This window comes from Nocardiopsis alba (genome assembly GCF_000710955.1).
In the GTDB taxonomy this organism is placed as follows: Bacteria; Actinomycetota; Actinomycetes; order Streptosporangiales; family Streptosporangiaceae; genus Nocardiopsis; species Nocardiopsis alba.
Map to the genome: position 1 here is coordinate 1 of NZ_BAZE01000009.1, position 22,853 is coordinate 22,853.

Consider the following 22,853-nt stretch of genomic DNA (forward strand, 5'->3'; position numbering starts at 1 on the left):
GGGACGGACGAACCTCTGGTGTGCCAGTTGTCCTGCCAAGGGCATGGCTGGTTGGCTACGTTCGGGAGGGATAACCGCTGAAAGCATCTAAGCGGGAAGCCTGCTTCGAGATGAGGTCTCCTGCCTCCTTTGAGAGGGTAAGGCTCCCTGTAGACGACGGGGTTGATAGGCCGGGTGTGGAAGCCTTGTGAGGGGTGGAGCTGACCGGTACTAATAGGCCGAGGGCTTGTCCGCTGCAGATAATTGGATGTTCGCGCACATTTTTCACGGATTTTTCCCCGTGTCCTGGTTGCCTGGTGGGTGGTCTGGGGTGTGGGGGTTGGTTTCCGTGGTGGTTATTGCTGGAGGGTCACACCCGGTCTCATTCCGAACCCGGTCGTTAAGTCTCTTTGCGCTGATGGTACTGCCCTGTGGTGGGGTGGGAGAGTAGGTCGCTGCCACGGTTTTTCTTGGAGAGAGGGGCGCCCCTGTTGTGGGGGTGTCCCTTTCTTTTTTGTGTGTTGGGGGGTGCCTTGGGGTGCCCCCCTTTTTTTGTGCCCGGAAGTTCCTTGTGAACGGTGCGGTGGGAGGCCTCGTTCAAGGGAGTGGGAGAATTCCGTCATGACGAAGACGATTCCCGCGGAGCTCCTGACCGCAGCCGAGGCGGCCAAGGGCTTCATGCCCACGGACGAGGGTCTGGCCCTGTACGAGACGGCCCTGGCCTACGCCGATCGCGGTCCCATCGTGGAGATCGGTACCTACTGTGGCAAGTCCACGGTCTTCCTCGGCGCCGCCGCCCGGGTGAGCGGTGCCAAGGTCGTCACGGTCGACCACCATCGGGGCTCGGAGGAGCACCAGGAGGGCTGGGAGTACCACGACCCCACCCTCATCGACCCGGTGACGAAGAGGTTCGACACCCTCCCGCACTTTCGGCGGACCATCACCGAGGCGGGGCTGGACGACGAGGTCATCGCGATCGCGGGCGCCTCGGTGGCGGTGGCCGCGATCTGGGGCACCGAGCTCGGGATGCTGTTCATCGACGGTGGTCACAGCGAGGAGGCCGCCCAGAACGACTACGAGGGTTGGACCCCGCACATCGCGATCGGAGGGGCCCTGGTCATCCACGACGTCTTTCCCGACCCCGCGGACGGCGGTCGCCCTCCGTACAACATCTACCGCCGGGCCTTGGACAGTGGGCGTTTCGAGGAGGTGCGCGTGGTCGGTTCCATGCGTGTCCTCGAACGCACTTCCTGATTCCGAGGATCTTCGGGGCTCGTCTCCCGGGCCCCGTTCCCCTTGGTGTGGATCACAGGGTGATGAGTACGTCACGCAGAACACGCCGGGTAAGGGTAAGCCTTGGGTAAGAAGTCACCGCGCGGTTACGGATTCGACCTTAGCGCGGTTACGGGCGGGTATCGTGGCGGTGAGGGTGGAGCGATGGTGGCGATTTTCCCCGGAATACCGCTTCAGACCTGACTCGAACTGAACGATCAGGGGCACTCGCGCGTCGAATAGCAGGACGGCACAGTGCCGGACGTGATTTGCCATGGGGGCGGGGAGCTGAGCGAGAGCACACGCGGCAACGACGGGACGGATGGACAGCGTCCCGAGTCGAACACGCCGGAGACGAAAGACACCTCTACCGAGGAACTGTCCAATCAGACGACACCCCGGAGTGACCTACCCGCTACCGATGAGAATCAATCCGATGGGAACTCATCCGTAGAGGAGGACTCGGGGGGCGGGGAGACGCCCGAACCCGAATTCATCGCGGGTGCCTCCGCGTTCAAGACCAGTGGCACCTTCTTCCGCGACCGGGTGGCGCAGACCCTCGCGGAACAGGGTTTCGAACTAGGGGGAGAATCGACGGAAGAGGCCTCCGGGGATTCCAAGGGGGCGTCCGCCGAGGACGAGACCGACACGAGCGACCGGACCGACGAGGCCGGGAACGACGACACCGACACGACCACCTCCTCCGCCCCCTCCGTGGAGGAGGCCGACGGCGTGTCCGACGGGTCGGCCCTCGACGGCGAGCCCACTACTTCGAAGGGCGAGCCCGACGAGGACCCGGAGAAGTCCTCCGCGAGTGGCTCCGGGGCATCGGAGACGGCCTCCGCGGCCGACGACGAGGATCCCTCGTCCTCGGCTGATGATGAGAGCCCCCAGGGGGGCCCGGAGCCCTCCGGGACGCAGACCTCGGAACCGGTGTCGGCGGAGGAACCGGGAAGACCCGAGGACCGGAGCGCGGAATCGGCGGACGCCGTCGCCTCCGCGGCCTCGGTGAACACGGACGAGGGGGCGGAGGCCTCCGAGAAGGACACGGAGCCGGCCGAGGCCGACGCCGGTCCGAACACTCTTCCCTTCACCCCTCCGAAGAAGGACTCCGAGCAGGAGGCCCCGCGGACCGAGGCCATGCCGGTGGGAGGTCCGCTCACGGACCGGGCCTCCGGTGAGGAAGGGGGCGGCACCGAGCCGTCCACCCCCGCCGAGACCGAGGACACGGGCCCTGGGGAGTCCGAGACGAACTCCGAGGCGGATGGCGACGGATCCCTGTGGCCGAAGCCTCGACGTCTGTCCGATTACGTGTCGGAGGAGGAGTCCAAGGGCGACGGCGATGCCACGAGCGTGGTGGGTGCCGTCGCCGGAGCCGCGGGGGCCGCGGGTGTGGCCGGGGCCGCCACCGGCGGCGCGGGCACGGGTGGACCCGGTGGGCCCGATGGTCCGAAGGACGGCCCTGAAGGCTCGCAGGGGTCGGGCGGCGGAAAGAACGGCAAGAAGAAGGGGAAGGGCGCGAAGAAGCCGCTGTGGTGGCGGATTCTGCGGGTCGTCCTCATCGTGATCGGTCTGATGATCGTGACCGGTTGCGGTGTGTTCGCCTTCTTCTACATGACCGTGGAGGTCCCGGACGCGGCCAAGGCCGACGCCGTGGAGCAGGGCTCGACCTTCTACTTCTCCGATGGGGAGACCGAGTTCGCCTACCGGGGTACCGACCGTGAGGTGATCGACTACGACCGGATGGTCGCCGGTGGCGACCACGTCGTCGAGGCGGTCATCTCCGCCGAGGACCGCGGTTTCTGGGACGAGCCCGGTGTTTCGCTGAGCGGCACCATGCGTGCGGTGTGGTCGACGGTCAGCGGTGAGCAGGTCCAGGGCGGCTCGACCGTCACCCAGCAGATGGTGCGCAACTACTACGAAGGGGTGTCGCTGGAGCAGACCGTGTCCCGCAAGGTCCAGGAGATCATCATCGCGATCAAGGTGGACCAGAGCGAGGACAAGGAGTGGGTGATGGAGCAGTACCTCAACACCATCTACTTCGGTCGTCAGGCCTACGGTGTCCAGGCCGCCGCTCAGGCGTACTACCACAAGGACGTCGAGGAGATCACCCCCGGCGAGGCGGCCTTCCTGGCCGCGGCCATTCAGCAGCCGACCCGTTTCGGCTACGCCGACGTCGAGACCACGCCGGCGATGGAGAACCGTTGGCAGTACGTCGTCGACGGCATGGTCACCACCGGGGCGATCACCCAGGAGGAGGCCGACGAGATGGAGTTCCCGGCCCCCGAGCCGGAGCGCTCCATGACCGGCGCCGACGTGTCCGGTTACAACGGCTACATGCTCCAGGAGGCGATGAACGAGCTGAACCGGCTCGGCTACACCGAGGACCACGTCAACCGTCAGGGCTACAAGATCGTCACGACCTTCGACGAGGACATGATGGACGCGGCCTACGAGACGGTCGAGGAGATGGTTCCTCAGGAGAACCTCCCCGAGGGCGTGAACATCGGGGTGAGCACCATCGATCCGGCGACCGGTGAGGTCGTGGCCTTCTACGGTGGGCACGACTACATCGAGAACCAGTACGACAGCTCCTTCCTGGGCGCCGCGCAGGCCGGTTCGGCGTTCAAGCCCTACGTGCTGGCCACCGCCCTGGAGCAGGGTTATGGGCTCAACTCCACGGTGGACGGTCGTGGGCCGCGCGACATCCAGGGGTCCCGGGTGCAGAACGCGGGCAACTCTCCGGGTGGCGTCATGACGCTGACCCAGGCGACCCAGGTCTCCAACAACCTGGGCTTCGTGGAGTTGGCGCAGGAGGTCGGGTTCGAGGAGATCCGTCAGACCGCCTACGACGTGGGTCTGCCCGAGGGCAGCATCGACGACAACCAGCTCGTGCCGGTCATGCCGTTGGGCGCGACCAGCGTCCGTCCGATCGACCAGGCCAGTGGGTTCGCGACCTTCGCCAACGGTGGCGTGCACATGGAGGCGCACGTCATCCGGGAGATCGTCAACCAGGACGGGGAGAACGAGCGTCCCGAGGTGGAGGGCGAGCGGGCCCTGAAGGACTCCACCGCGGCGGACGTCACCTACGCCCTGGAGCAGGTCGTCAACAGCGGTACCGGTACGGCCGCGCGGCTGTGGGACCACCCGGTCGCGGGTAAGACCGGTACGACCGACGGCAGCGTGGCGGCGTGGTTCGTGGGGTACACCCCGCAGTTGTCCACGGCGGTGGGTGTCTACAGCGGGAACAACGAGAGTTTCAGTATCCCGGGGCACAACATCTCCGGTGGTGGACTGCCCGCCACGATGTGGAACCGCTACATGACCCGGGCGATGGAGGGGTACGAGCGCGGATCCTTCCCGAGCCCGGAGTTCAGCGGGAACACGGAGAACTGGGCGCCGGACCCGGCCACCCAGCAGCCGCAGGAACCTCAGGAACCGCAAGAGCCTCAGGAACCGCAGGAACCTCAGGAACCGCAAGAGCCTCAGGAACCGCAGGAACCTCAGGAGCCGATCGAACCGCCGACCGAGCCGCAGGAGCCGGACTGGCCGCCGCCGGACGAGCCGGAGACGGGTTTCCCCGATATCCCGCCCGGTCGAGGTGAGGAAGGCCCCTGATCCAGGGGTGATGACCACGAAGGGCCCCGTACCAGGCGGTACGGGGCCCTTCGTGGTGTCGCGAGACGGGTTCGTGTCTCAGGCGGCGTCCGGCGCCCGGTCCCATCCGTGCAGGAAGACCCGGGAACCCGGTGTGGTGCCGGTGAGAGCGTCCACGGCCAGGATGACGGCGGCCGAGGTCCAGGTGCTGCGCTCCACCGGCCATCGGACCTGTTCGGCGAACTGGTAGCCGGTCCAGTAGACGCCGTCATCGGCGTCGCGCAGGTGTTGTACGTCCCGGAGGATCCGAATCCCCTGGTCGATCTCTCCCATGGCGGCCAGGGCCAGGACGAGTTCGGAGGACTCGGCGGCGGTCACCCAGGGCTGGTCGCTCACGCAGCGCACCCCCAAGCCGGGGACGACGAAGGTGTCCCAGCGTTCGGCGATGCGTTCCTTGGCGGCCTCCCCGCGTACGGCGCCGCCCAGGATCGGGTAGAACCAGTCCATCGAGAAGCGGCCGCGGTCGGAGAACAGGTCCTCGCGCTCGTTGATGAGCAGTGAGAGCCGGTCGGCGGCCGTCCGCCATTCGGGGCGCTCCCGGCCCAGTCGTGCCCCCAGAGCGGTTCCGCAGCGGAGCGCGTGGTGGACGCTGGCGCACACCGTGAGCAGGGAGTGGTCGCCGGGGGAGCCGTCCTCGGAGCGGGCCCAGAGGATCTCCCCGTGCTCGCCTCGCAGCCCCAGGACGAACTCCAGTCCGCTCTCCACCACCGGCCACATTCGTTCGGCGAAGGCGGTGTCGCCGGTGGTGAGCAGGTGGTGGAACACGCCCACGGCGGGGTAGGCGGCGTGGTTGGCCTCGCGCAGCCGGGTGACGGGGACGCCTTGGCGGAACTTGGCGGGCCAGCCGCCGTCGGGGTGACGGCAGGTGTCCAGCCACAGGTAGGCGCGTCGGGCGGCCTCGGCGTGCTCGGGGTGGAGCAGTCCGGTCACGGTCAGGGCCATGGCGCACTCCACGTGGTCCCACACGTCGGTGTGCCCGCCGGGGAACCAGGGGATGGCGCCTTCGGGCTCTTGGGCGCGGGCCAGGTAGTCCGCGTTCCGGTGGAGCTGTTCGGCGCGCAGGACCCCGGGGAGGTGGAGGGGTGTGGAGGCCGGCGGGGCGGGCACGGCGGACATCAGGAGGCCGCGTCGGTGAGCGGCTTGCGGACGTACACGATGACGCTCTTGCCGATGACCGGGTTGAGGAGCCGCTCGGCCACCCGGGTCACCTTGGGGGCCTGGAGCATGTCCCAGACCAGCAGGTCGTGGTAGGCCTTGGCCAGCGGGTGGTCGTTGTTGTCGGTGCCGACCGCGCACTTGATCCACCAGTAGGGGGAGTGGAGGGCGTGGGCGTGGTGGTGGGGGCCGATCTCGAAGCCGGTGGCCTTGAGCTTGGCCTCCAGTTCGGCACGCGTGTAGATGCGGATGTGGCCGCCCTCGTTGGTGTGGTACTCCTCCGAGAGGGCCCAGCAGAGGCGTTCGGGCAGGAAGCCGGGGACCGTGACGGCGGCGATGCCTCCGGGCTTGAGGACCCGGTACAGCTCCTTCATGGCGGCGGTGTCGTGCGGGATGTGCTCGAAGATCTCCGCGGCCACGACACGGTCGAAGTGGTCGTTGTCGAAAGGCATGTCGAGGGCGTCGCCCTTGACGGTCTCGGCGGAGGCGGCCTCGGGGGCCTCTCCCTCGTGACGCATGGCGGCGAACATGGTCTCGACCTCGGCGAGGTCGCTCACGTTCTGGTCGAAGGCGACCACGTCGGCGCCGCGGCGGTAGATCTCGAAGGCGTGGCGGCCGCCGCCGCAGCCCAGGTCGAGAACGCGGTGGCCCGGACCGACGGGGAACAGGTTGAAGTCGACGGTGATCAGTGGAGGCTCCCTAGGGACGATGCTGTGGGACGTGGTGTGCGAGGCCGGTCGGGTCAGGCGCCGTTGGCGCGGGCCCGCTCGGGCGCGGGCGTACGGTCGTCCTCGGCGTGGGCCTCGGTGCCCTTGACGGCGTCGATGGTGGTGGCGTAGCGGCGCGCGGTCAGTTCGGCCACGGCCTTCCAGGTGAAGCGTTCCTGGACGCGGCGCCAGGCGGCGGCGCTCATGCGTTCGCGTTCGGCGTCGTCGTCGAACAGCGCGGCGAGTTCGTCGGCCAGTCGTTCGGGGTCGCCCGGGGGGATGAGGCGGCCGGCGTCACCGTCGGTGCCGACGACCTCGGGGAGGGCGCCCGCGTGGCTGGCGATCAGCGGGGTGCCGCAGGCCATGGCCTCCACGGCGGGGAGCGAGAAGCCCTCGTAGAAGGAGGGGACGACGGCGATCTGCGCGCCGGAGATGAGGCGTCCCAGTTCCTCGTCGTCGATGCCGCTGACGAACTCCACGCGATCGCGTAGGCCGAGTTCGTCGACGAGGAGATCGGTGGGGCCGCCTGGGCGGGGCCTGCTGACGATCGTGAGGGAGACGTCGCGTTCGGCGGCCAGTCGGGCGGCGGCGCGCAACAGGACGCCCACGCCCTTGAGGGGGCTGTCGGCGCTGGCGGTGCACACGATGCGTCCGGGGACGCGTTCCACGTCGGGACGGGGGTGGAAGTGGCGGGTGTCCACGCCCAGGGGGGTGACCTCCATGGCCTCGGGGGCGACGCCGAACTCGCGTGCGATGTCGTCGGCGGAGGAGCGGGAGGGGACCAGGATCGGGTCGAGCCTGCGGGCGACCTTGGCCTGCATCTTGACGAACCCGTACCAGCGGCGTTTGGAGAGTTTCTGGAGTCCCTTGGCCTCGTCGAGTTCGATGCGGCGGTCGACGCTGATGGGGTGGTGGATGGTGGTGACCAGGGGGATGCCGGCGGATTTGATGCCGAGGAGTCCCCAGCCCAGGGTCTGGTTGTCGTGGACGACGTCGAATTCGCCGAGGCGGCGGCGCAGTTCGCGGTTGGCGCGCAGGGAGTAGGTGAGGGGTTCGGGGAATCCGGCGGTCCACATGGTGGCGACCTCCAGGACGTCGATCCAGTCGCGCCACTCGCGTACGGGCGGGGCGACGAAGGGGGCGGCGTCGTTGTAGAGGTCCAGGGAGGGGATCTTCTCCAAGGTGACGCCCTCGTCCAGGACGGGGTAGGGCTGTCCGGAGAACACGGTGACCTGGTGGCCGAGGGCGGCCAGTTCACGGGAGAGGTGGCGTACGTACACGCCTTGGCCGCCCACGTGCTGCTTGCTCCGGTAGGACAGGAGTGCGACGCGCAGGGGGCGGTCGCCGGACGGCCGTGGGGTCGGTCCCGTGCTTGTGCCCGACTGGGTCAAGAGTCCACCTCTTCGTTGGGTCGCGTGCCCGTGCGCCGTCGTGTGCCGCCGGTGTTCCGGACCCCGGTGGGCGCTGTCGCGTGGGCGATCGTGGTCGCCGCCGGGCCGTGTGGGCGTACCCCATATGTTACTCGTGAGTTCATTCGGGGGCGGCGTCGGGCTTCGGGTCCAGGGAATCCTATTCGGGGCGATGCGATCGATCGACGGCGACCCATCGGGGCAGGTCCATCGGGCCCTTTCGGGTGGCCAGGTTCCTCTCCTCCAGGGTGCGCAGGTGCGCGGCGGTCTCGGAGGCGGCCATGTGGCGGGCCGTGATCCGCATGTGTTCCCAGGGGCGGCGCCATTCCAGCCGGGAGGTGAGTTCCCACAGTGTGGTGGGGCCCTGGGAGAGCAGGGCCGCCATGGCCGTCAGTCGTTCCTCGTGGTGGGAGATGATCCGCCGGGTGCGTCCGGGCAGGTCGGTGAAGCGGGTCTCGTGTGAGGGAAGACATAGCAGTCGGTCGGCGTCGGGGAGGTCTCCGATCCCGGCCTGTGCGGTCAGGAAGTCGCCGAGCGGGTCGCCTTCGGGGGAGTCGAGGGGGAACTGGCCCACGTGGGGGGTGATGCGGGGCAGGACGTGGTCGCCGGTGAACAGCAGTGCCCGGTCGGGGAGATGCAGGCACAGGTGTCCGGGGGTGTGACCCGGGGTCCATACGGCGCGCAGGTCCAGGCCGGTGACGGGAACGCGCTCGCCGTCGTTCAGGGCCAGGTCCGGTCGGGCCGGGGGTCGAAAGACTGTGGGGGAGGCCCGGAAGGCCTCGATGTCCTCGTCGGGGAAGCCCGCGCGTGTCATCTGTGCGATCACGGAGGCGGCGCGTTCTCGTGGGTCGTGTTCGGAGAGTCGGTCGAGGACGTCGATGTCGCGCGGGTGCATGGCGATCCAGGCGCCGGAGGCCTCGCGCAGTCGGCCGGTGAGACCGGAGTGGTCGTTGTGGAAGTGGGTGATGACGGCGCCGACGACCCGGTCGACGGTGTGCCCGGCCTTCCCCAGACCGGAGACCAGAGCGTCCCAGGAGGTGTCGTGGTTCCATCCGGTGTCGATGAGGACGGGCCCCTCGGGGGTGGGGAGGGCGTAGACGTGGGTGAAGCCGATCGGGTTGTCGGGGACGGGCACGGGGATGCTCCACAGCCCTTCGCCCAAGTCCTCCGGTGGGGGAACGTCGCGCATCCCGGGTCGACCTCTCCATCGAAAACCGAATCTGATTCTATTCTAGGGAGGGGCCGTGCGAGAGGAAGGGGAGGGGTGGCAAAGCGGTGCGAACGGGTTCCAGACCCTTCGGCCCAGGCAAATAGAACGTATTCTACTCAGGTCGGGCGGGTGATCCGAAAGCCCGGGCCAAGACCTCGTATTGCCTTTGCCACGTCGGGCGATGAGGCGCGGATCATGGGTTCGAAGCACTGCGAGCGAGGGAAGCCGTTAGATAACGTGTTCTCATGAAGGCCGGTGGTGGTGTGCCGGCCCCGATGAGCCGACCCTCGATCCGCGGCCACCGGAAGGTGCCCGGACCGACGACGAAGGGGAGAGACCCAGTGGCGGTGCCTGCACCGATCGGAACGATGACGAGGAATCAGACCCAGCGTCGTCGGCGCATCGTCCAGACCGCGGCCGCTCTGGCGGTCCGCGGAGGCGTCGAGGCCATGCAGATGCGCTCGGTGGCCGAGCGCGCCGGGGTCGCCCTGGGCACCCTGTACCGGTACTTCCCCTCCAAGATGGATCTCGTCGTGGCCGTGGTCACCGAGGAGCTCGACCTCCTGGAGGGCGGCATCGTCCGTCGTCCTCCCACTTCCGACACCGCCTCCGGCCGCGCGGTCGACGTCCTGCTGCGCGCCACCCGCGGCCTCATGCGCGAGCCCGAACTCGCCGACGCGCTGATCCGATCCCTGATCATGGCCGAGGTCAAGATCGAGCTGGACGTGCGCATCACCGACCTGGTGTGGCGGGTCGCCACGGGGGACCTGGAGGCCGCCGAGGAGATCGACGCGCGGGAGGAGGTCGAGGTGGACCGGGAGAGCATCGGATACGTCCTGGCCGGCTCCCTGACCAGCGTGTGGATCTTCGAGTTGGTGGAGGTGCTCAAGGGTCGCCGCGACATCGACGAGGTCGAACGGCGTCTGCACGTGGCCGCGGAGCGGCTGCTCTCCTCCTTCTGAGACGCGGCCCCGGTCAGCCGCCGCCGAACAACAGCCCGAGCAGGCCGTCGAGGAAACCGCCCGTGCCGTTCACGGGCGTCTCCTCTCCCGGTTCCTCCTCGGGATCCTCCTCCACCGGCTCCTCGTTCGAGGGTGGCCGCTCCTCGTCCTCGTCGGCGGGGGGCGGGTTCGGCGCGGGGGCGTCCGGTGGTGTGCCGGGGGTCCGGCCCGGGGCGGGCTCCGTTCCCTCCTCCGGGTGGTCCTCGCCCTCCTCGGGTGGCTCGTCGGGGTCGGCCCCGGTTCCGGCGGGTTCGTCGGGCGGGAGCGTCGAGGAGCGCTCCGGGTCCGTGCCCGGGTCGGGCGCCCCGCCGGGGCGACCGTCGGAGGCGGTGGAGAGCGCCTCCACCTCGCCGCTCTCACTGTTCGGCGGGGAACCGTCGGGCCCGGCGTCGATCAGTGTCCGGGGCGCGCCCATGGCACCCGCCCACCACCACAGCAGCAGGACGATCACGACCATGGCCAGACCGGAGACGGCGGGCAGCGGCCACCGCCGTCGCTCGGCCAGGAGATCGGACGCCGGGTCGTGGTCGGGGCCCGGGAGCAGGGAGCGGGTGCCCTCGTAGGCGGGATGGTCCCGCGTGGTCAGTCGATCCTCGGGCAGGGCCTTGGGAGAGACCGGGACGTTCGGCGCCGGCTCCGTGATGAGGGCTTCGGCGGGGGCCTCGCCGTCGGTGCGGGCTCTGTGCACGGGGTAGCCGTCCGCGGCCAGTGGACGCATGAGCGCGGCGACCCGTCGTCGTTCGGCGGCGGCCTCGGAGGTGGGGGAGCCGCAGACGTCCAGGACGCGTTCGCGCAGTCCGGGCGGCGGGCCCGGCGGGCACAACAGGGACAGGGCCTCGGTGACCCCTTCCACCTGGGCGCGCCAGAGTGGGCCGTTCGGTTCGGGGTCCTCTCCGTCGGCGGGCTCGGGTGTGGTTCCGGAGCCCTGGTGGAGTTCCTCGGCGGCGCGGCGGATCGCCGTGCGGGACAGCTCGCCGCAGATGCCGGGCTCCAGATCCAGGATCCGCGCGATCGCCGAGGTGGGCAGGGAATGGCGCAGGGTCAGTTCGACCAGCTCGCGTTGGCTGGCGGGCAGTCGGGAGAACATGCGGGCCACCGGCTCCTCGGCGGCGACGGTGGCCAGTCCGGTGTAGGGGTGGGTCCGGCCCAGACCACGACGCTGGCAGGCCGAGCGGACCAGGGCGTAGAGCCAGGGGCCCGGGTCGTCGGGGTCGGTGAGCGAGGAGAAGGAGACCACTCCGGCGACGAGTCCCTCGTACACGGACTCGGCGACGGGGTCCTCCGATCCTCCGGAGCCTCCGTCGCCGAGCAGGGACCACGCGTACCGGTACAGCGCGGGGGCGTGGGCATCGTGAAGAGCCTCGGCCGACACCGCCGTTGGTTCGTCTCTTTCGTCGCCCCTGGTCACGATTCTCCCCCTGCCGTCTGTGGTGACGCTAGCGACAGGGGGAGCGTGGTGCGCGGGAATCGAGCACCTGTGTCCTGAAGGTGAGACTTCTGTTACCGGTATCGGGTCGAGAGGGTCATTCTCCGCCGCGCGAGGGCTGACCGATCGCGATCATCCGCTCCACCGAACGCCGCGCGCGCTCGGAGGTCTCGGCGTCGACCGTGATCTCGGTGGTGCCGTGGCGCAGCGACTCCAGGAGCTTGTCGGCGTCGATCATCTTCATGTAGTGGCACTCGGCGCGGGAGTTGACCGCCTCGAACCGGGTGTTCGGGTTGGCGTTGCGCAGCTGGTGCAGCATGCCGGTCTCGGTGGCGATGAGCACCTTGGAGGCGCTGGTCTTCTCCGCGGCGCTGAGCATGCCGCCGGTGGAGAGCACCTTGACCCGGTCCTCGGGGACCGCGCCGCTGCCGACCAGGTAGAGGGCGGAGGTGGCACAGCCGCACTCGGGGTGCACGTACACCTCGGCGTCGGGCTCGGACTCCACGCGTTCGCGCAGGGTGTGGCCGTCGATGCCGGCGTGCACGTGGCACTCGCCCATCCAGACGTGGATGTTCTCGCGGCCGGTGACCCGCTTGACGTGGGCACCCAGGAACTGGTCCGGAAGGAAGAGGATCTCCTTGTCCTCCGGGATGGAGCGGATGACGTCGGCGGCGTTGGAGGAGGTGCAGCAGATGTCGGTCTCGGCCTTGACCGCCGCGGTGGTGTTGACGTAGGCCACCACGACCGCGTCGGGGTGCTGGGCCTTCCAGTTCCGCACGTCCTCGGCGGTGATGGTGTCGGCCAGCGAGCAGCCCGCGTTCGGATCGGGCAGCAGGATGGTCTTCTCGGGTGCGAGGATCTTGGCGGTCTCGGCCATGAAGTGCACGCCGCAGAAGACGATCGTGCTCGCCTCGACCGTGGCGGCCAGGCGGGACAGGGCCAGGGAGTCACCGGTGTGGTGGGCCACGTCCTGGATTTCCGGACGCTGGTAGTTGTGCGCGAGGATGACAGCGTCGCGTTCGTCCGCCAGGCGGCGGACCTCGGCGGCCCACTCCTGCCTGGTCATGGTGTCCGCCGTCGCGGTGACCGATGCCATGTCCGACTACTTCCTTGAGGCTGTGGACGCGGCTTACGGGCGCCGCGCCCTGGGAGACCGGTGCGCGAGACCAGGTTTTCGTCTGGCAGGCACAAACCTGCTGAAGCTTAACATGGCATGGAACGGAAGGGACAGGGTGGACATCTCGGAGGTAAACGGGCAGGCCGCCGCGGTAGGAGCGGCCACGAACGGCTCCGGAGGCGGAGGAGGTTCGCTCGCGGCGCACGAGGCGCTCGCCGTCGTCCTCCAGATCCGCGCGGGGGAGCTGTGCGTCCTCCTGTGGCGCCGGGCCCTACCGCCCTTCGAGGGGGCCTGGGCCCTGCCCGGAGGGCGACTCGGCGCGTGCGAGAGCCTGGGCTCCTCGATCCGGCGTCAACTCGCCCAGAAGGTCGACGTCCGCGACCTGAACCATCTCGAACAACTGGAGACTCGCAGCGACCCCGACCGCGACCCCCAGCGGCGCACCCTCGCCACCGCCTACCTGGGGCTGGTCCCCGCGCACATCGACCCCGTGGTGCCCGACGACACCGGCTGGCACCCCGCCGCCGATCTGCCTCCGATGGCCTTCGACCACGCCACCTTCGTCCGCTCCGGACGGAGGCGCCTTCGCGCCAAGCTCAGTTACACCAACGTCGGTTTCGCGCTGGCCCCGCCCGAATTCACCATGTCCGAGCTGTCCGGCTACTACCGGGCGGCCCTCGGACACGACGTGGCCGCCACCAATCTGCGCCGCGTCCTGATCCGGCGGGGGCAGATCGAGGAGACCGGTCGCTCCGTGCCCTCGGGGCGCTCCGGTGGGCGGCCCGCCGCGCTCTTCCGCTTTCGGGCGAGGGAACTGGAGATCACGGACGCCTTCGCCGTCCTGCGCCCCCCGAACTGAGGTCGCGGGCGCACGGCGGGGCGCTCGTCACACCCGCGCGGATGGGGCGCTCGTGCGGAGGAACCGGAAGAGGGCGCTGTGTAAACTCCCTAATCGTGGCAATTCGTACTGTGGTGTTCGACGTCGGAGAGACGCTGGTCGACGAGACGCGCATCTTCGCGCGCTGGGCCGACCGTTTCGCGATCCCGCACATGGCGTTCTTCGGCACCATCGGTGGCGTCATCGCCACCGGAGGCACCCTCACCGACGGGTTCCGGCTCCTGGTCCCCGGCTTCGACCTGGAGTCGGAGAGCGCCCGTTGGCGCGCGGAGGAGCCCGACGGTGAACGCGAGCACTTCGGCGAGTCCGATCTGTACCCCGATGTGCGTCCCGCCTTCGCCGCGATGCGTGAGGCCGGTCTGACCCTCCTCATCGCGGGCAACCAGCCGGTCGAGGCCGGTCCGAAGCTGGAGTCGATGAACCTCGGCGTCGCCGGCATCGGCATCTCCGACACCTGGGGCGTGGCCAAGCCCGCCTCCGGGTTCTTCGATCGGACCCTCGAACTGGCGGTCGAGCACACGCCCGGGATCTCCGCGGAGGAGATCCTCTACGTCGGCGACCGTGTCGACAACGACGTCCTGCCCGCTCGGGCCGCCGGCATGAGCGCCGCCCTGTTGCGTCGTGGGATCTACGGTTACCGTCACGCGGCCTTCCCGGAGGCGGAGAAGGCCGACGTGATCGTGGACGATCTGCACCGTCTCGCCGCATGGGCGATCTCTCGGAGCGCGGCCTGAGGTGCCGCCCCGCCCCATGCGGCGCGCGCCCTCGCGAACATATTCCCTACTTATAATGTAGGAAATGGTGGACGGTCCCATCACGGACCGCGTCGTAACGGTTTGTCCATCGCATGCTCGGGTAACGTCGCAACGGTCTCCGGCCGCCCGACGTTCCCGGACCCCGTAACCCGGGCGATCACCGCACCATCCGCCCCCGAAGGAGAGCCCGATGATCACGTTCGAGGGCGCCGCCAAGATCTACCCCGACGGAACCGTCGCCGTCGCCGGCCTGGACCTGACCGTCGAGACCGGACGGACGACGGTCTTCGTGGGGCCCTCCGGTAGTGGCAAGACCACCTCTCTGCGGATGATCAACCGCATGGTCGAGCCCACGCACGGCACCATCCGCATCGACGGCGCCGATATCCGAGACCAGGACCCGGCCCTGCTGCGCCGTTCCATCGGCTACGTCATCCAGCAGGCCGGACTCTTCCCGCACCGCACCATCCTGGACAACATCGCCACCGTCCCCCTGCTCCTGGGATGGAACCGCCGCAGGGCGCGGGCCCGCGCCGCCGAACTCATGGAACTGGTCGGGCTGGAGGTCTCCCAGGCCAAGCGCTACCCCCACCAACTCTCCGGCGGGCAACAACAACGGGTCGGGGTCGCCCGGGCGCTGGCCGCCGACCCCCCGGTCCTGCTCATGGACGAACCCTTCAGCGCGGTCGACCCCGTCGTACGCGCCGGACTCCAGGAGGAGCTGCTGCGCCTCCAACAGGAACTGCACAAGACCATCGTGTTCGTCACCCACGACATCGACGAGGCGGTGCGACTGGGCGACCGGATCGCGGTCTTCCGACCCGGCGGCGAGCTCGCCCAGTACGACGCGCCCGAACACCTCCTGGCCCGCCCCGTGGACGACTTCGTGGAGTCCTTCGTGGGTTACGACCGAGGGGTGCGCCGCCTGTCCTTCTTCCCCGCGCGGCAGCTCTCACTACGTCAGGACGTCGTCTTCGACACCGAGGACCGGGTCGAACGGGCCCGCGACGTGGTCGAGGGCGACGGTGAGCCCTGGGTGCTCGTCGTCGACGAGAACCGCGCGCCCCTGGGATGGGTCGACGCCGCCCAGCTCATCGACAAGCCCGCCGGCCTCACACTCGGAACGCTGGAGATGGCCCCCTACGGGCACACCTTCGACGTGGCCACCGATTCGCTGCGCGCCGCGCTGGACGCGGCCGTGCTCTCCCCGGCGGGACGCGCCGTGGGCGTCGACGACGAGGGCGCCGTCCTCGGAGTGGTCTCCCAAGAGGACCTGGGCGCCGCGATCTGGTCGGTGTCCGAGTGATCGCCGCGGACGCGTCCGGGGGAGCGGGAGTCCTCGACTGGGTGCTGAGAGTGGTCGACTGGGCGGTGGCCGACTGGAGCCACCCGGGCGACCCGAACCGCGGCATCCTGCCCCGACTACTGGAGCACATGCGGCTCGCCTACGGGTCCATTCTCATCGGGCTGATCATCGCGCTGCCGCTGGGGCTGGCCTGCGTGCGCTGGAGACCGGTCTACCCACCGGTCCTGACCGGCGTCAACGTGCTCTACGCGGTGCCCTCCATCGCCCTGTTCTTCCTGATGCTGCCCTACACCGGCTTCAGCGACTGGACCGCGGTCGTACCGCTCGCGCTCTACACACTGGTGATCCTGCTGCCCAACGTGGTGGACGGTCTGCGCCAGGTCCCCGAACACGTTCGTCAGGCCGCCGTCGCCATGGGCTTCGGCCCACTGCGCCGCCTGGTGTTCGTGGAGACGCCCGTGGCGGTACCGGTGATCATCGCCGGACTGCGGGTGGCGTCGGTCGCCACCATCAGCATGGTCAGCGTCGCCTCGCTGGTCGGCCTGGGCGGTCTGGGACAGCTCATCGTCAGTGAGGGCTTCCGCCGCCAGTTCGACGCGCCCATCGTGGTGGGCATCGTCCTCATCGTCCTGCTGGCACTGGCCACCGACGCCGTGCTCGTGATCGCCCAACGCCTGCTCACCCCCTGGGCGCACACGGGCGGGGGACGTACGTTCCGCAAGAAGGCGGTACGGGCGGAGACCGCCGCGGCCGGAGACGGAGCCGCCCTCGAGCAAGGGGAATCACCGTGAACGTCATGACCCTGCTGGTCGACTGGTTCAGCGACCCCGCCCAGTGGACCGGACCCGCGGGGATCCCGACCAGGGTCCTCGAACACGTCTACTACTCCCTGCTCGCCCTGGCACTGTCGGCCGCCATCGCCGTCCCCGTGGGCCTGCTGACCGGCCACACCGGGGTCGGCGGGTTCCTCACCACCAGCCTCGCCAACTTCGCCCGGGCCCTGCCCACCATCGGCGTGCTCTTCCTCATCGTGCTGTTGGCCGGCATCGGCCTGGTCCCGGTCGTGTGCGCCCTGGTCGCGCTCGCCGTACCGCCGATCCTCGTCAACACCCACGAAGGGGTGCGGGGCGTGGACGCCCGGCTCAAGGACGCGGCCCTGGGCATGGGGATGCGCGGACGCGAGGTGCTGTTCAAGCTCGAACTGCCGGTGGCCACCCCGCTCATCCTGCTCGGCATGCGCACCGCCGCCGTCCAGGTCATCGCCACCGCCACCATCGCCGCCTACGTCGGCGTGGGCGGTCTGGGCCGCTACATCGTCGACGGGCAGGCGCGCCAGGACCTGTCGATGCTGTTGGGCGGCTCCGTACTCGTGGTGGGGCTGGCCGTGCTCACCACACTCCTGTTCGCCGGGTTGCGGCGACTCCTCGTCGCACCCGGACTGCGGGCCGAGGCCGTGGCGGCGCGCTGAACGGATCGGCGACCGATCTCAGAGTTAAGGAAACGCACATGAACACGAGGTTCGCCCTCATAGGGCTCCCCCTTGCGGCCGTCCTGCTGACCTCCTGTGGCGGCAGCGACCCCTTCGAGGAGGGCCAGGACACCGAAGGCGGGGGCGGTGGTGATGGAGCCATCGTCATCGGCTCCGCCGACTTCCCCGAGAGCACCCTGCTCGCCGAGATCTACGGACGCGCCCTGGAGGCCGAGGGCGTGGACGTCGAGTATCAGCTCAACATCGGCAGTCGCGAGGTGTACTACGACCAGATCGAGTCCGGAGCGCTCTCGCTCTTCCCCGAGTACAACGGCGGGATCCTCTTCTACCTCGACCCCGACGCCGAGATCGGTGACGGAGCGGAGACCAACGAGGCCATCACCGAGGCGCTCCCCGACGGTCTGGAGATCCTCGACTCCTCCAGCGCCGAGAACAAGGACTCGGTGACCGTCACCCGCGAGACCGCGGAGGAGAACGACCTCACCACCATCGCCGACCTCGCCGACGTCGCCGGGGACATGACCCTCGGCGCGCCCCCCGAGTTCGAGACCAGACGCCAGGGCGTTCCCGGGCTGGAATCGGTGTACGGCGTCGAGTTCGGCGGGTTCCGCGCCCTGGACGCCGCGCTCCTGACCAAGGCGCTCTCCGACGGCGACATCCAGGCGGCCAACCTCTTCACCACCGACCCGCTGATCGCGGTCGAGGACCTCATCGTCCTGGAGGACCCGGAGAACCTCTTCGGCGCGCAGAACATCACGCCGCTGATCAACACCGACCAGGTCGACGACCGGGCCCGGGACAAGATCGACACCGTTTCGGCCGCGCTGACCACAGAGGAACTGACCCGGCTCAACGAGCAGGTCATGGTCGACAACGAGAGCCCCGCCGACGTCGCCCGAGAATGGCTGGAGGGCGAGAACCTGGCCTGAGCGGTACCGCACGGGACGGGGCGGGGCCGATCGACGTCGGCCCCGCCCCGTTCAGCGTTCCACGGCGTGGTAGCGGCCGGCCCAGCGCACCATCGCCTTCTCGTTCCGTCCGGACCCCGCCACGGGGATCCCGATCACGTCGGCGAAGAACACCACGTGGTCGCCGACCTCCACCCTCTGGCGCACCGAGCACTCCAGGGCGGTCAACGCCTCGTCCAGGACGATCGCGTTCGTACGTTCGCCCCGGTGGTGCGGCTGCCCCGACACCAACAGGCGGGCGCTGGGTCGACCCTCGGCGGCGAAACGCCCCGCCAGGGCGAGCTGGTCGGCGTGGAGCACGCTCACCGCGAAGGCGCCGACCTCCTCGACGACCTCGGCGACGTACCCCTCGGCGTCCACGCTCAACATCACCACCGGGGGATCGACCGAGATCGACACGAACGAGCTCACGGTCGCCCCGATGTCGTCGCGCCCGTCGGAGATGGTCACCACGGTCACCCCGGTCGGAGCCAGCGCCATGGCCTCCAGGTAGGCCCCGCCGTCCACGCTCAACGGATCTCCCACGACCCCGGCATGGTCAACGGGCCCGCGGCGGGCAGACCCAGACGGGCCGCCATGTGCTCCAACGGGCCCCAGGCGCTCAGCACGGTCTGCGGGTCGGAGGAGGCCAGGTCCTCGCTGGACTCGTGCTGACGGAGGCGGTCCAGAGGATGTGGCCGCGGGAAGATGCGCAGCGGCAGCGGACCGACGTCGGCCTTGGCCCTGGCGATCCGCACGGCCGTCTCGATCCCGCCCAGCTCGTCCACCAGACCGCGCTCGCGGGCGTCGGCCCCGGTCCAGATCCGGCCCTTGGCGACCTCGTGGATCTCGTCCCAGGTCCGGCCGCGCGCGGCGGCGACCTTCGAGACGAAGTCCTGGTAGATGTCGTCCAGAAGGGTGTTGATCCGCTCCCACTCGGACTCGTCGAAACCCTCCTCGGAGTCGAACATGCCCGCGTGCGCGCCCTCGCTCACCGAGTCCGAGGTGATCCCGAAGCGTTCCTTGAGCGGGCCCAGGACCAGCTTGCCGGTGAGCACGCCGATGGAACCGGTGATGGTGGCGGGCTCGGCCACGATCGCGTCGGAACCCAACGCCACGTAGTAGCCGCCGGAGCCGGCGACGTCGCCCATCGATGTGACGACCGGCTTGCCCGCCTCACGGGTCAATTGGCTCTCGCGGCGGATCAGGTCCGAGGCGATGGCGGAGCCGCCGCCGCTGTCCACGCGGAACACCACGGCCTTGATACGGGGGTCCTGCCGGGCGGCGCGGAAGGCGGCGCAGACGGTGTCCGAGCCCATCACGGTGCCGCCCATCGGCGAACGACGGCTCTTGCCCAGGGAGATGCCGCCGCTCGCGGAGATCAGGGCGACGTGGGCCTCCTGGTCGGCGATCCTCGGCTTGGGCGGCGAGGTGTGGCGGCGGTGGTAACGGGTGACGAACTGGAGCGCGGGGTCCGGGGCCTTGTCGGCCTTGCCGCGCACCTGCTCGTTGAGTTCGGCGTAGACCTCGTCCCGGTAGGCGAGCCGGTCGACCAGGCCGGCCTCCAAGGCCTCGGAGGCCAGGATCGGGGCGGTGTCGATCAGCTCGCGCACACGCTCGGCGGTGAGTCCCCGGCTCTCGGCCACGGCCTCGACGATCTGGTCGTTCATCGACTCCACGATCCGACCGGTCGCCTCACGGTGGGCGTCGCTGTAGCCGGTCCGGGTGAAGGGGTCGACCGCGTTCTTGTACTCGTGGCGGGCCCCGCCCTCGAAACGAACGTCGAGCTTGTCCAGAGCGCCCTTGAAGAACGTGGAACGCGACATCAGGCCGCTCAACCCCACCAGGCCGGTGGGGGACAGGACCACCCGCGAGAAGGCGGTGGCCAGGTAGTAGGGGAGGTTGCCGGAGCCGGCCTCACCGAAGGTGTCGGCCCAGGCCACCGTGGGCTTGCCGGTGGCACGGAAGTCGGCGACCGTGTCCCGCAGCTCCTGCACCTTCGCCGGACCCAGGCCGCGCGCGTCCACCCGCACGATCAAGGCGGCCACCTCCGGGTCGCGGGCGCCTCTGCGGATCCCCTCCAGCACCTCCAGATAGTGCTGTTTGCGCCGATTCATGAGTTGGCTGAGCGGATCGCTCGGAGCCTCGTCGACCACCCCCTCCGTCAAATCCAGTTCCAGTACCAACGGGCCCTGGGTACGAGGCCCGAAGCGCTTGAGGGACAAGGGCTCAGTGATCTTCGCGAGGTCCACCATGGACCCAGAGTAGTGCCGACGACTCCCCGGTGCGTTGTACGCGCGAGGGACGCTAAGGTCGACTGTGCTCCGAACCGGATGGGCGTGTAAGGGGCGAAGAACCCCAAGAAGGGCAGGACGAACCATGGCGGGCGCGACGGACAAGGAACGGCTGCGTGTACGGACCGGTGGCCGCTCGGTCGCGGTCGCGGCCGCGGCTCTGCTGACCCTCGGCGCCTGCTCCTCCGGGGGATCCGACGAGATCAGTCTGGAACGCGGCGAGAGCGGCATGCTGCCCGCGGTCGAACCCCCGGGCCCGGAGGGCTTCGACAACGTCGACGTCGCCGGGGTCAAGATCGACGCCCCCGAGGACTGGGAGGTCCAGAACGAGGGCGGCCAACTGTGCCTGACCCCGCCCGGACAGAGCGCCTGCGCCTACGGCTCGATCCGTCTGGTCCCCGAACAGGCCGAGAACCACCCTCAGAGCTGGCCCAAGAAGGACGACGCCTTCTACGACGACGACGGCTGGGCCGACGACACCAGCAGCTGCCGCAGCCTCAACACCGCCGCCTCCGGCAACATCGGAGTGGACAAGGCGACCCTGACCTCCGACAACGGCCAGGTCTTCGAGCACGCCGACGGGCTCAAGTCCCACCACTCGGTCTGGAGCGTCACCTGCGATAACGAGGACACCTTCGAGGTGCGCATGTGGTTCCTCCCCGAAAGCGACGTCCTGCTCTACGTCTGGTCCGTCGACGCCCAGTACAGCAGCGTGTACGACGAGATCGCCGCCTCCATGGACAGCACGGAGTACCGCGCCGGTCGCTAGAAGGGGTGAACGGCGCTAAATCGCCCACGGCTTACCCGAACCCGTGTCCCCGAGGCGTGTCGAGGCCGTAGGGTCGTACTCGTCGAAGCGACCAACGGAACTTGATGGGGTGCATGCGCTGGTGACCACTATGGGAACGGCGGGACGGGTCGATCAGTACACGCTGGACAACGGGTTGCGTCTGGTGACGGCGCCGGCCTCCACCGGCCAGGTCGCCTCGGTCAACCTCTGGTACGGGGTGGGTTCACGCCACGAGGTGCCCGGACGCACCGGCTTCGCCCACCTGTTCGAGCACCTGATGTTCCAGGGGACCGGGAACACCGAGAAGGGCGACCACTTCGACGCGGTCGAGCGGCTGGGCGGCGACATCAACGCCTCCACCTCCACCGACCGCACCAACTACTTCGAGACGGTCCCCACCCACGCCCTGGACCTCATCCTGTGGCTGGAGGCCGACCGTCTGGCCACCCTGCGCGAGGGCATGACCCAGGAGGTCCTGGACAACCAGCGCGACGTGGTCAAGAACGAGCGTCGTCAGCGCTACGAGAACCAGCCCTACGGCACGGCCCTGGAGCGCATCCTGCGCCTGGCCTACCCGGTCGGGCACCCCTACCACCACCCCACGATCGGCTCCATGGCCGACCTGGACGCGGCCGACCTGGACTACGTCAAGTCCTTCCACAAGCTGCACTACGGCCCCGACAACTGTGTCCTGACCATCGTCAGCGACCTGGAGTCCGCCGACGTCCTGGCCCGGGTGGAGAAGTACTTCGGCCACATCCCGGCCCGTGACGACATCCCCGAGGTCCCCGACCCCGTCCTGCGGGTCCCCATGGGCGGCCCGGTCCGCGACTCGGTGACCGAGACGGTGCCCGCCGCCGGCGTGTTCATCGGCTTCCGTGTCCCCGCCTACGGTGAGCGCGGGCACGACGCCGCCCAGCTCGCCTCCGCCGTCCTGGGCCAGGGGCAGGGCAGCCGGCTGTACCGCTCCCTGGTCGTGGACCGCCCCATCGCCGCCGACGACGGCGGGGCCGGCGCCGACATCCTGCCGTTCCGCTACACCGACAGCCTGCTGCTGGTGAACATGCTGGCGCGCGAGGGCGTGGACGGCGACATCCTGGAGAAGGCCATCCGGGAGGAGGTCGCCAAGCTCGCCGACGGGATCGCCGACGACGAGCTGGAGCGGGCCCGCGCCGTCCTGGAGCGCGACCACCTGCACCACATCTCCAGTCCCTCCGGGCTGGCCGACACCATCGGAAGCTGCACCCAGCTGTTCGACGACCCGGAGCTCGCCTTCACCTGGCCCCGGCGCTGGGCCGACATCACCGCCGAGGAGGTGCGGGCCGCGGCCGAGCGTTTCCTCGTCGACGAGAACATGCTGGTCGTCCGGTTCGACCCCGAGGCCGAGGCCTGAGCCTCGTCACCGAAGGCCCCAGTCGTTCCCTAGCCGCAGAAAGAGCCG

The 22,853-nt window shown here is 69.4% G+C and carries 18 protein-coding genes, 2 rRNA genes and 1 pseudogene; 13 read left to right on the top strand and 8 right to left on the bottom strand.

The annotated features are described in order from the left end of the window. The 4 genes from TR33_RS16760 to TR33_RS16775 form a co-directional block, all read left to right on the top strand. Nucleotides 1-234, top strand: a 23S ribosomal RNA gene (locus TR33_RS16760); the annotation flags it as partial. Between the two features lie 93 nt (nucleotides 235-327). Then, nucleotides 328-443 (top strand): 5S ribosomal RNA (rrf, locus tag TR33_RS16765). A gap of 157 nt (nucleotides 444-600) precedes the next feature. Next, entirely contained in the window at nucleotides 601-1,233 is a 633-nt protein-coding gene (locus tag TR33_RS16770) for a class I SAM-dependent methyltransferase (RefSeq protein WP_014912271.1), read from the top strand. A 273-nt stretch (nucleotides 1,234-1,506) separates the two neighbouring features. Continuing rightward, a complete protein-coding gene (locus TR33_RS16775) occupies nucleotides 1,507-4,869 on the top strand; it encodes a transglycosylase domain-containing protein (RefSeq protein WP_042284044.1) in 3,363 nt (1,120 codons plus the stop codon). A gap of 78 nt (nucleotides 4,870-4,947) precedes the next feature. Here the strand turns inward: TR33_RS16775 and TR33_RS16780 are convergent, their stop codons facing one another. From TR33_RS16780 to TR33_RS27550, 4 genes and pseudogenes are all read right to left on the bottom strand, one after another. Beyond that, the gene (locus tag TR33_RS16780; protein WP_017536362.1) at nucleotides 4,948-6,024 is read right to left on the bottom strand and encodes a prenyltransferase/squalene oxidase repeat-containing protein; all 1,077 of its coding nucleotides are present in this window, start codon (nucleotides 6,022-6,024) and stop codon (nucleotides 4,948-4,950) included. Further along, entirely contained in the window at nucleotides 6,024-6,752 is a 729-nt protein-coding gene (locus TR33_RS16785) for a class I SAM-dependent methyltransferase (RefSeq protein WP_042284047.1), read from the bottom strand. The genes TR33_RS16780 and TR33_RS16785 overlap by 1 nt, the downstream gene beginning before the upstream one ends. 53 nt (nucleotides 6,753-6,805) lie before the next feature. Continuing rightward, the gene (locus tag TR33_RS16790; RefSeq protein WP_026125338.1) at nucleotides 6,806-8,161 is read right to left on the bottom strand and encodes a glycosyltransferase family 4 protein; all 1,356 of its coding nucleotides are present in this window, start codon (nucleotides 8,159-8,161) and stop codon (nucleotides 6,806-6,808) included. Nucleotides 8,162-8,726: 565 nt separating this feature from the next. Further along, nucleotides 8,727-9,368, bottom strand: a pseudogene (locus TR33_RS27550) (MBL fold metallo-hydrolase); the annotation flags it as partial. A 362-nt stretch (nucleotides 9,369-9,730) separates the two neighbouring features. Here TR33_RS27550 and TR33_RS16800 point away from each other — a divergent pair. Continuing rightward, nucleotides 9,731-10,351, top strand: coding sequence for a TetR family transcriptional regulator (locus TR33_RS16800; protein ID WP_042284051.1), 621 nt, complete (start codon nucleotides 9,731-9,733; stop codon nucleotides 10,349-10,351). A 13-nt stretch (nucleotides 10,352-10,364) separates the two neighbouring features. Here the strand turns inward: TR33_RS16800 and TR33_RS16805 are convergent, their stop codons facing one another. Both TR33_RS16805 and nadA read right to left on the bottom strand, forming a co-directional pair. Continuing rightward, on the bottom strand, nucleotides 10,365-11,762 hold the full coding sequence (locus tag TR33_RS16805; RefSeq protein ID WP_084570267.1) for an RNA polymerase sigma factor: 1,398 nt from the start codon (nucleotides 11,760-11,762) through the stop codon (nucleotides 10,365-10,367). A 151-nt stretch (nucleotides 11,763-11,913) separates the two neighbouring features. After that, nucleotides 11,914-12,912: a quinolinate synthase NadA gene (gene nadA, locus TR33_RS16810; protein WP_042284055.1), complete on the bottom strand. Its 999-nt coding sequence runs from the start codon at nucleotides 12,910-12,912 to the stop codon at nucleotides 11,914-11,916. Nucleotides 12,913-13,048: 136 nt separating this feature from the next. Here nadA and TR33_RS16815 point away from each other — a divergent pair, with 136 nt between their 5' ends. The 6 genes from TR33_RS16815 to TR33_RS16840 all read left to right on the top strand — a co-directional run bounded on the left by TR33_RS16815 (nucleotide 13,049) and on the right by TR33_RS16840 (nucleotide 18,310). Next, the gene (locus TR33_RS16815; RefSeq protein WP_042284057.1) at nucleotides 13,049-13,792 is read left to right on the top strand and encodes an NUDIX hydrolase; all 744 of its coding nucleotides are present in this window, start codon (nucleotides 13,049-13,051) and stop codon (nucleotides 13,790-13,792) included. A gap of 110 nt (nucleotides 13,793-13,902) precedes the next feature. Continuing rightward, nucleotides 13,903-14,565, top strand: coding sequence for an HAD family hydrolase (locus tag TR33_RS16820; protein WP_014911316.1), 663 nt, complete (start codon nucleotides 13,903-13,905; stop codon nucleotides 14,563-14,565). A 211-nt stretch (nucleotides 14,566-14,776) separates the two neighbouring features. After that, complete coding sequence (locus TR33_RS16825) at nucleotides 14,777-15,892, top strand: ATP-binding cassette domain-containing protein (protein ID WP_042284060.1); 1,116 nt, start codon at nucleotides 14,777-14,779, stop codon at nucleotides 15,890-15,892. Further along, nucleotides 15,889-16,683 carry an ABC transporter permease gene (locus TR33_RS16830; protein ID WP_042284062.1) on the top strand — a complete coding sequence of 265 codons (795 nt, stop codon included), beginning with the start codon at nucleotides 15,889-15,891 and terminating at the stop codon, nucleotides 16,681-16,683. The genes TR33_RS16825 and TR33_RS16830 overlap by 4 nt, the downstream gene beginning before the upstream one ends. A 5-nt stretch (nucleotides 16,684-16,688) precedes the next feature. Continuing rightward, nucleotides 16,689-17,360 carry an ABC transporter permease gene (locus TR33_RS16835; protein WP_394297004.1) on the top strand — a complete coding sequence of 224 codons (672 nt, stop codon included), beginning with the start codon at nucleotides 16,689-16,691 and terminating at the stop codon, nucleotides 17,358-17,360. A gap of 38 nt (nucleotides 17,361-17,398) precedes the next feature. Then, nucleotides 17,399-18,310, top strand: coding sequence for an ABC transporter substrate-binding protein (locus TR33_RS16840; RefSeq protein WP_017536354.1), 912 nt, complete (start codon nucleotides 17,399-17,401; stop codon nucleotides 18,308-18,310). Nucleotides 18,311-18,361: 51 nt separating this feature from the next. On the opposite strand, the gene TR33_RS16845 is transcribed toward TR33_RS16840, so the two are convergent. Next, nucleotides 18,362-18,856 carry a flavin reductase family protein gene (locus TR33_RS16845; RefSeq protein WP_014910939.1) on the bottom strand — a complete coding sequence of 165 codons (495 nt, stop codon included), beginning with the start codon at nucleotides 18,854-18,856 and terminating at the stop codon, nucleotides 18,362-18,364. Between the two features lie 2 nt (nucleotides 18,857-18,858). Further along, nucleotides 18,859-20,583 carry a signal peptide peptidase SppA gene (gene sppA / locus TR33_RS16850; protein WP_042284067.1) on the bottom strand — a complete coding sequence of 575 codons (1,725 nt, stop codon included), beginning with the start codon at nucleotides 20,581-20,583 and terminating at the stop codon, nucleotides 18,859-18,861. A 124-nt stretch (nucleotides 20,584-20,707) separates the two neighbouring features. Between sppA and TR33_RS16855 the strand changes: the two genes are divergently transcribed. Further along, nucleotides 20,708-21,391, top strand: a complete 684-nt coding sequence (locus TR33_RS16855) for a hypothetical protein (protein ID WP_014913566.1) — start codon at nucleotides 20,708-20,710, stop codon at nucleotides 21,389-21,391. A 130-nt stretch (nucleotides 21,392-21,521) separates the two neighbouring features. Beyond that, nucleotides 21,522-22,805 (top strand): M16 family metallopeptidase, encoded by a 1,284-nt coding sequence (locus TR33_RS16860; RefSeq protein WP_014909691.1) that lies wholly within the window; start codon nucleotides 21,522-21,524, stop codon nucleotides 22,803-22,805. The last annotated feature ends 48 nt before the right edge of the window (nucleotides 22,806-22,853 follow it).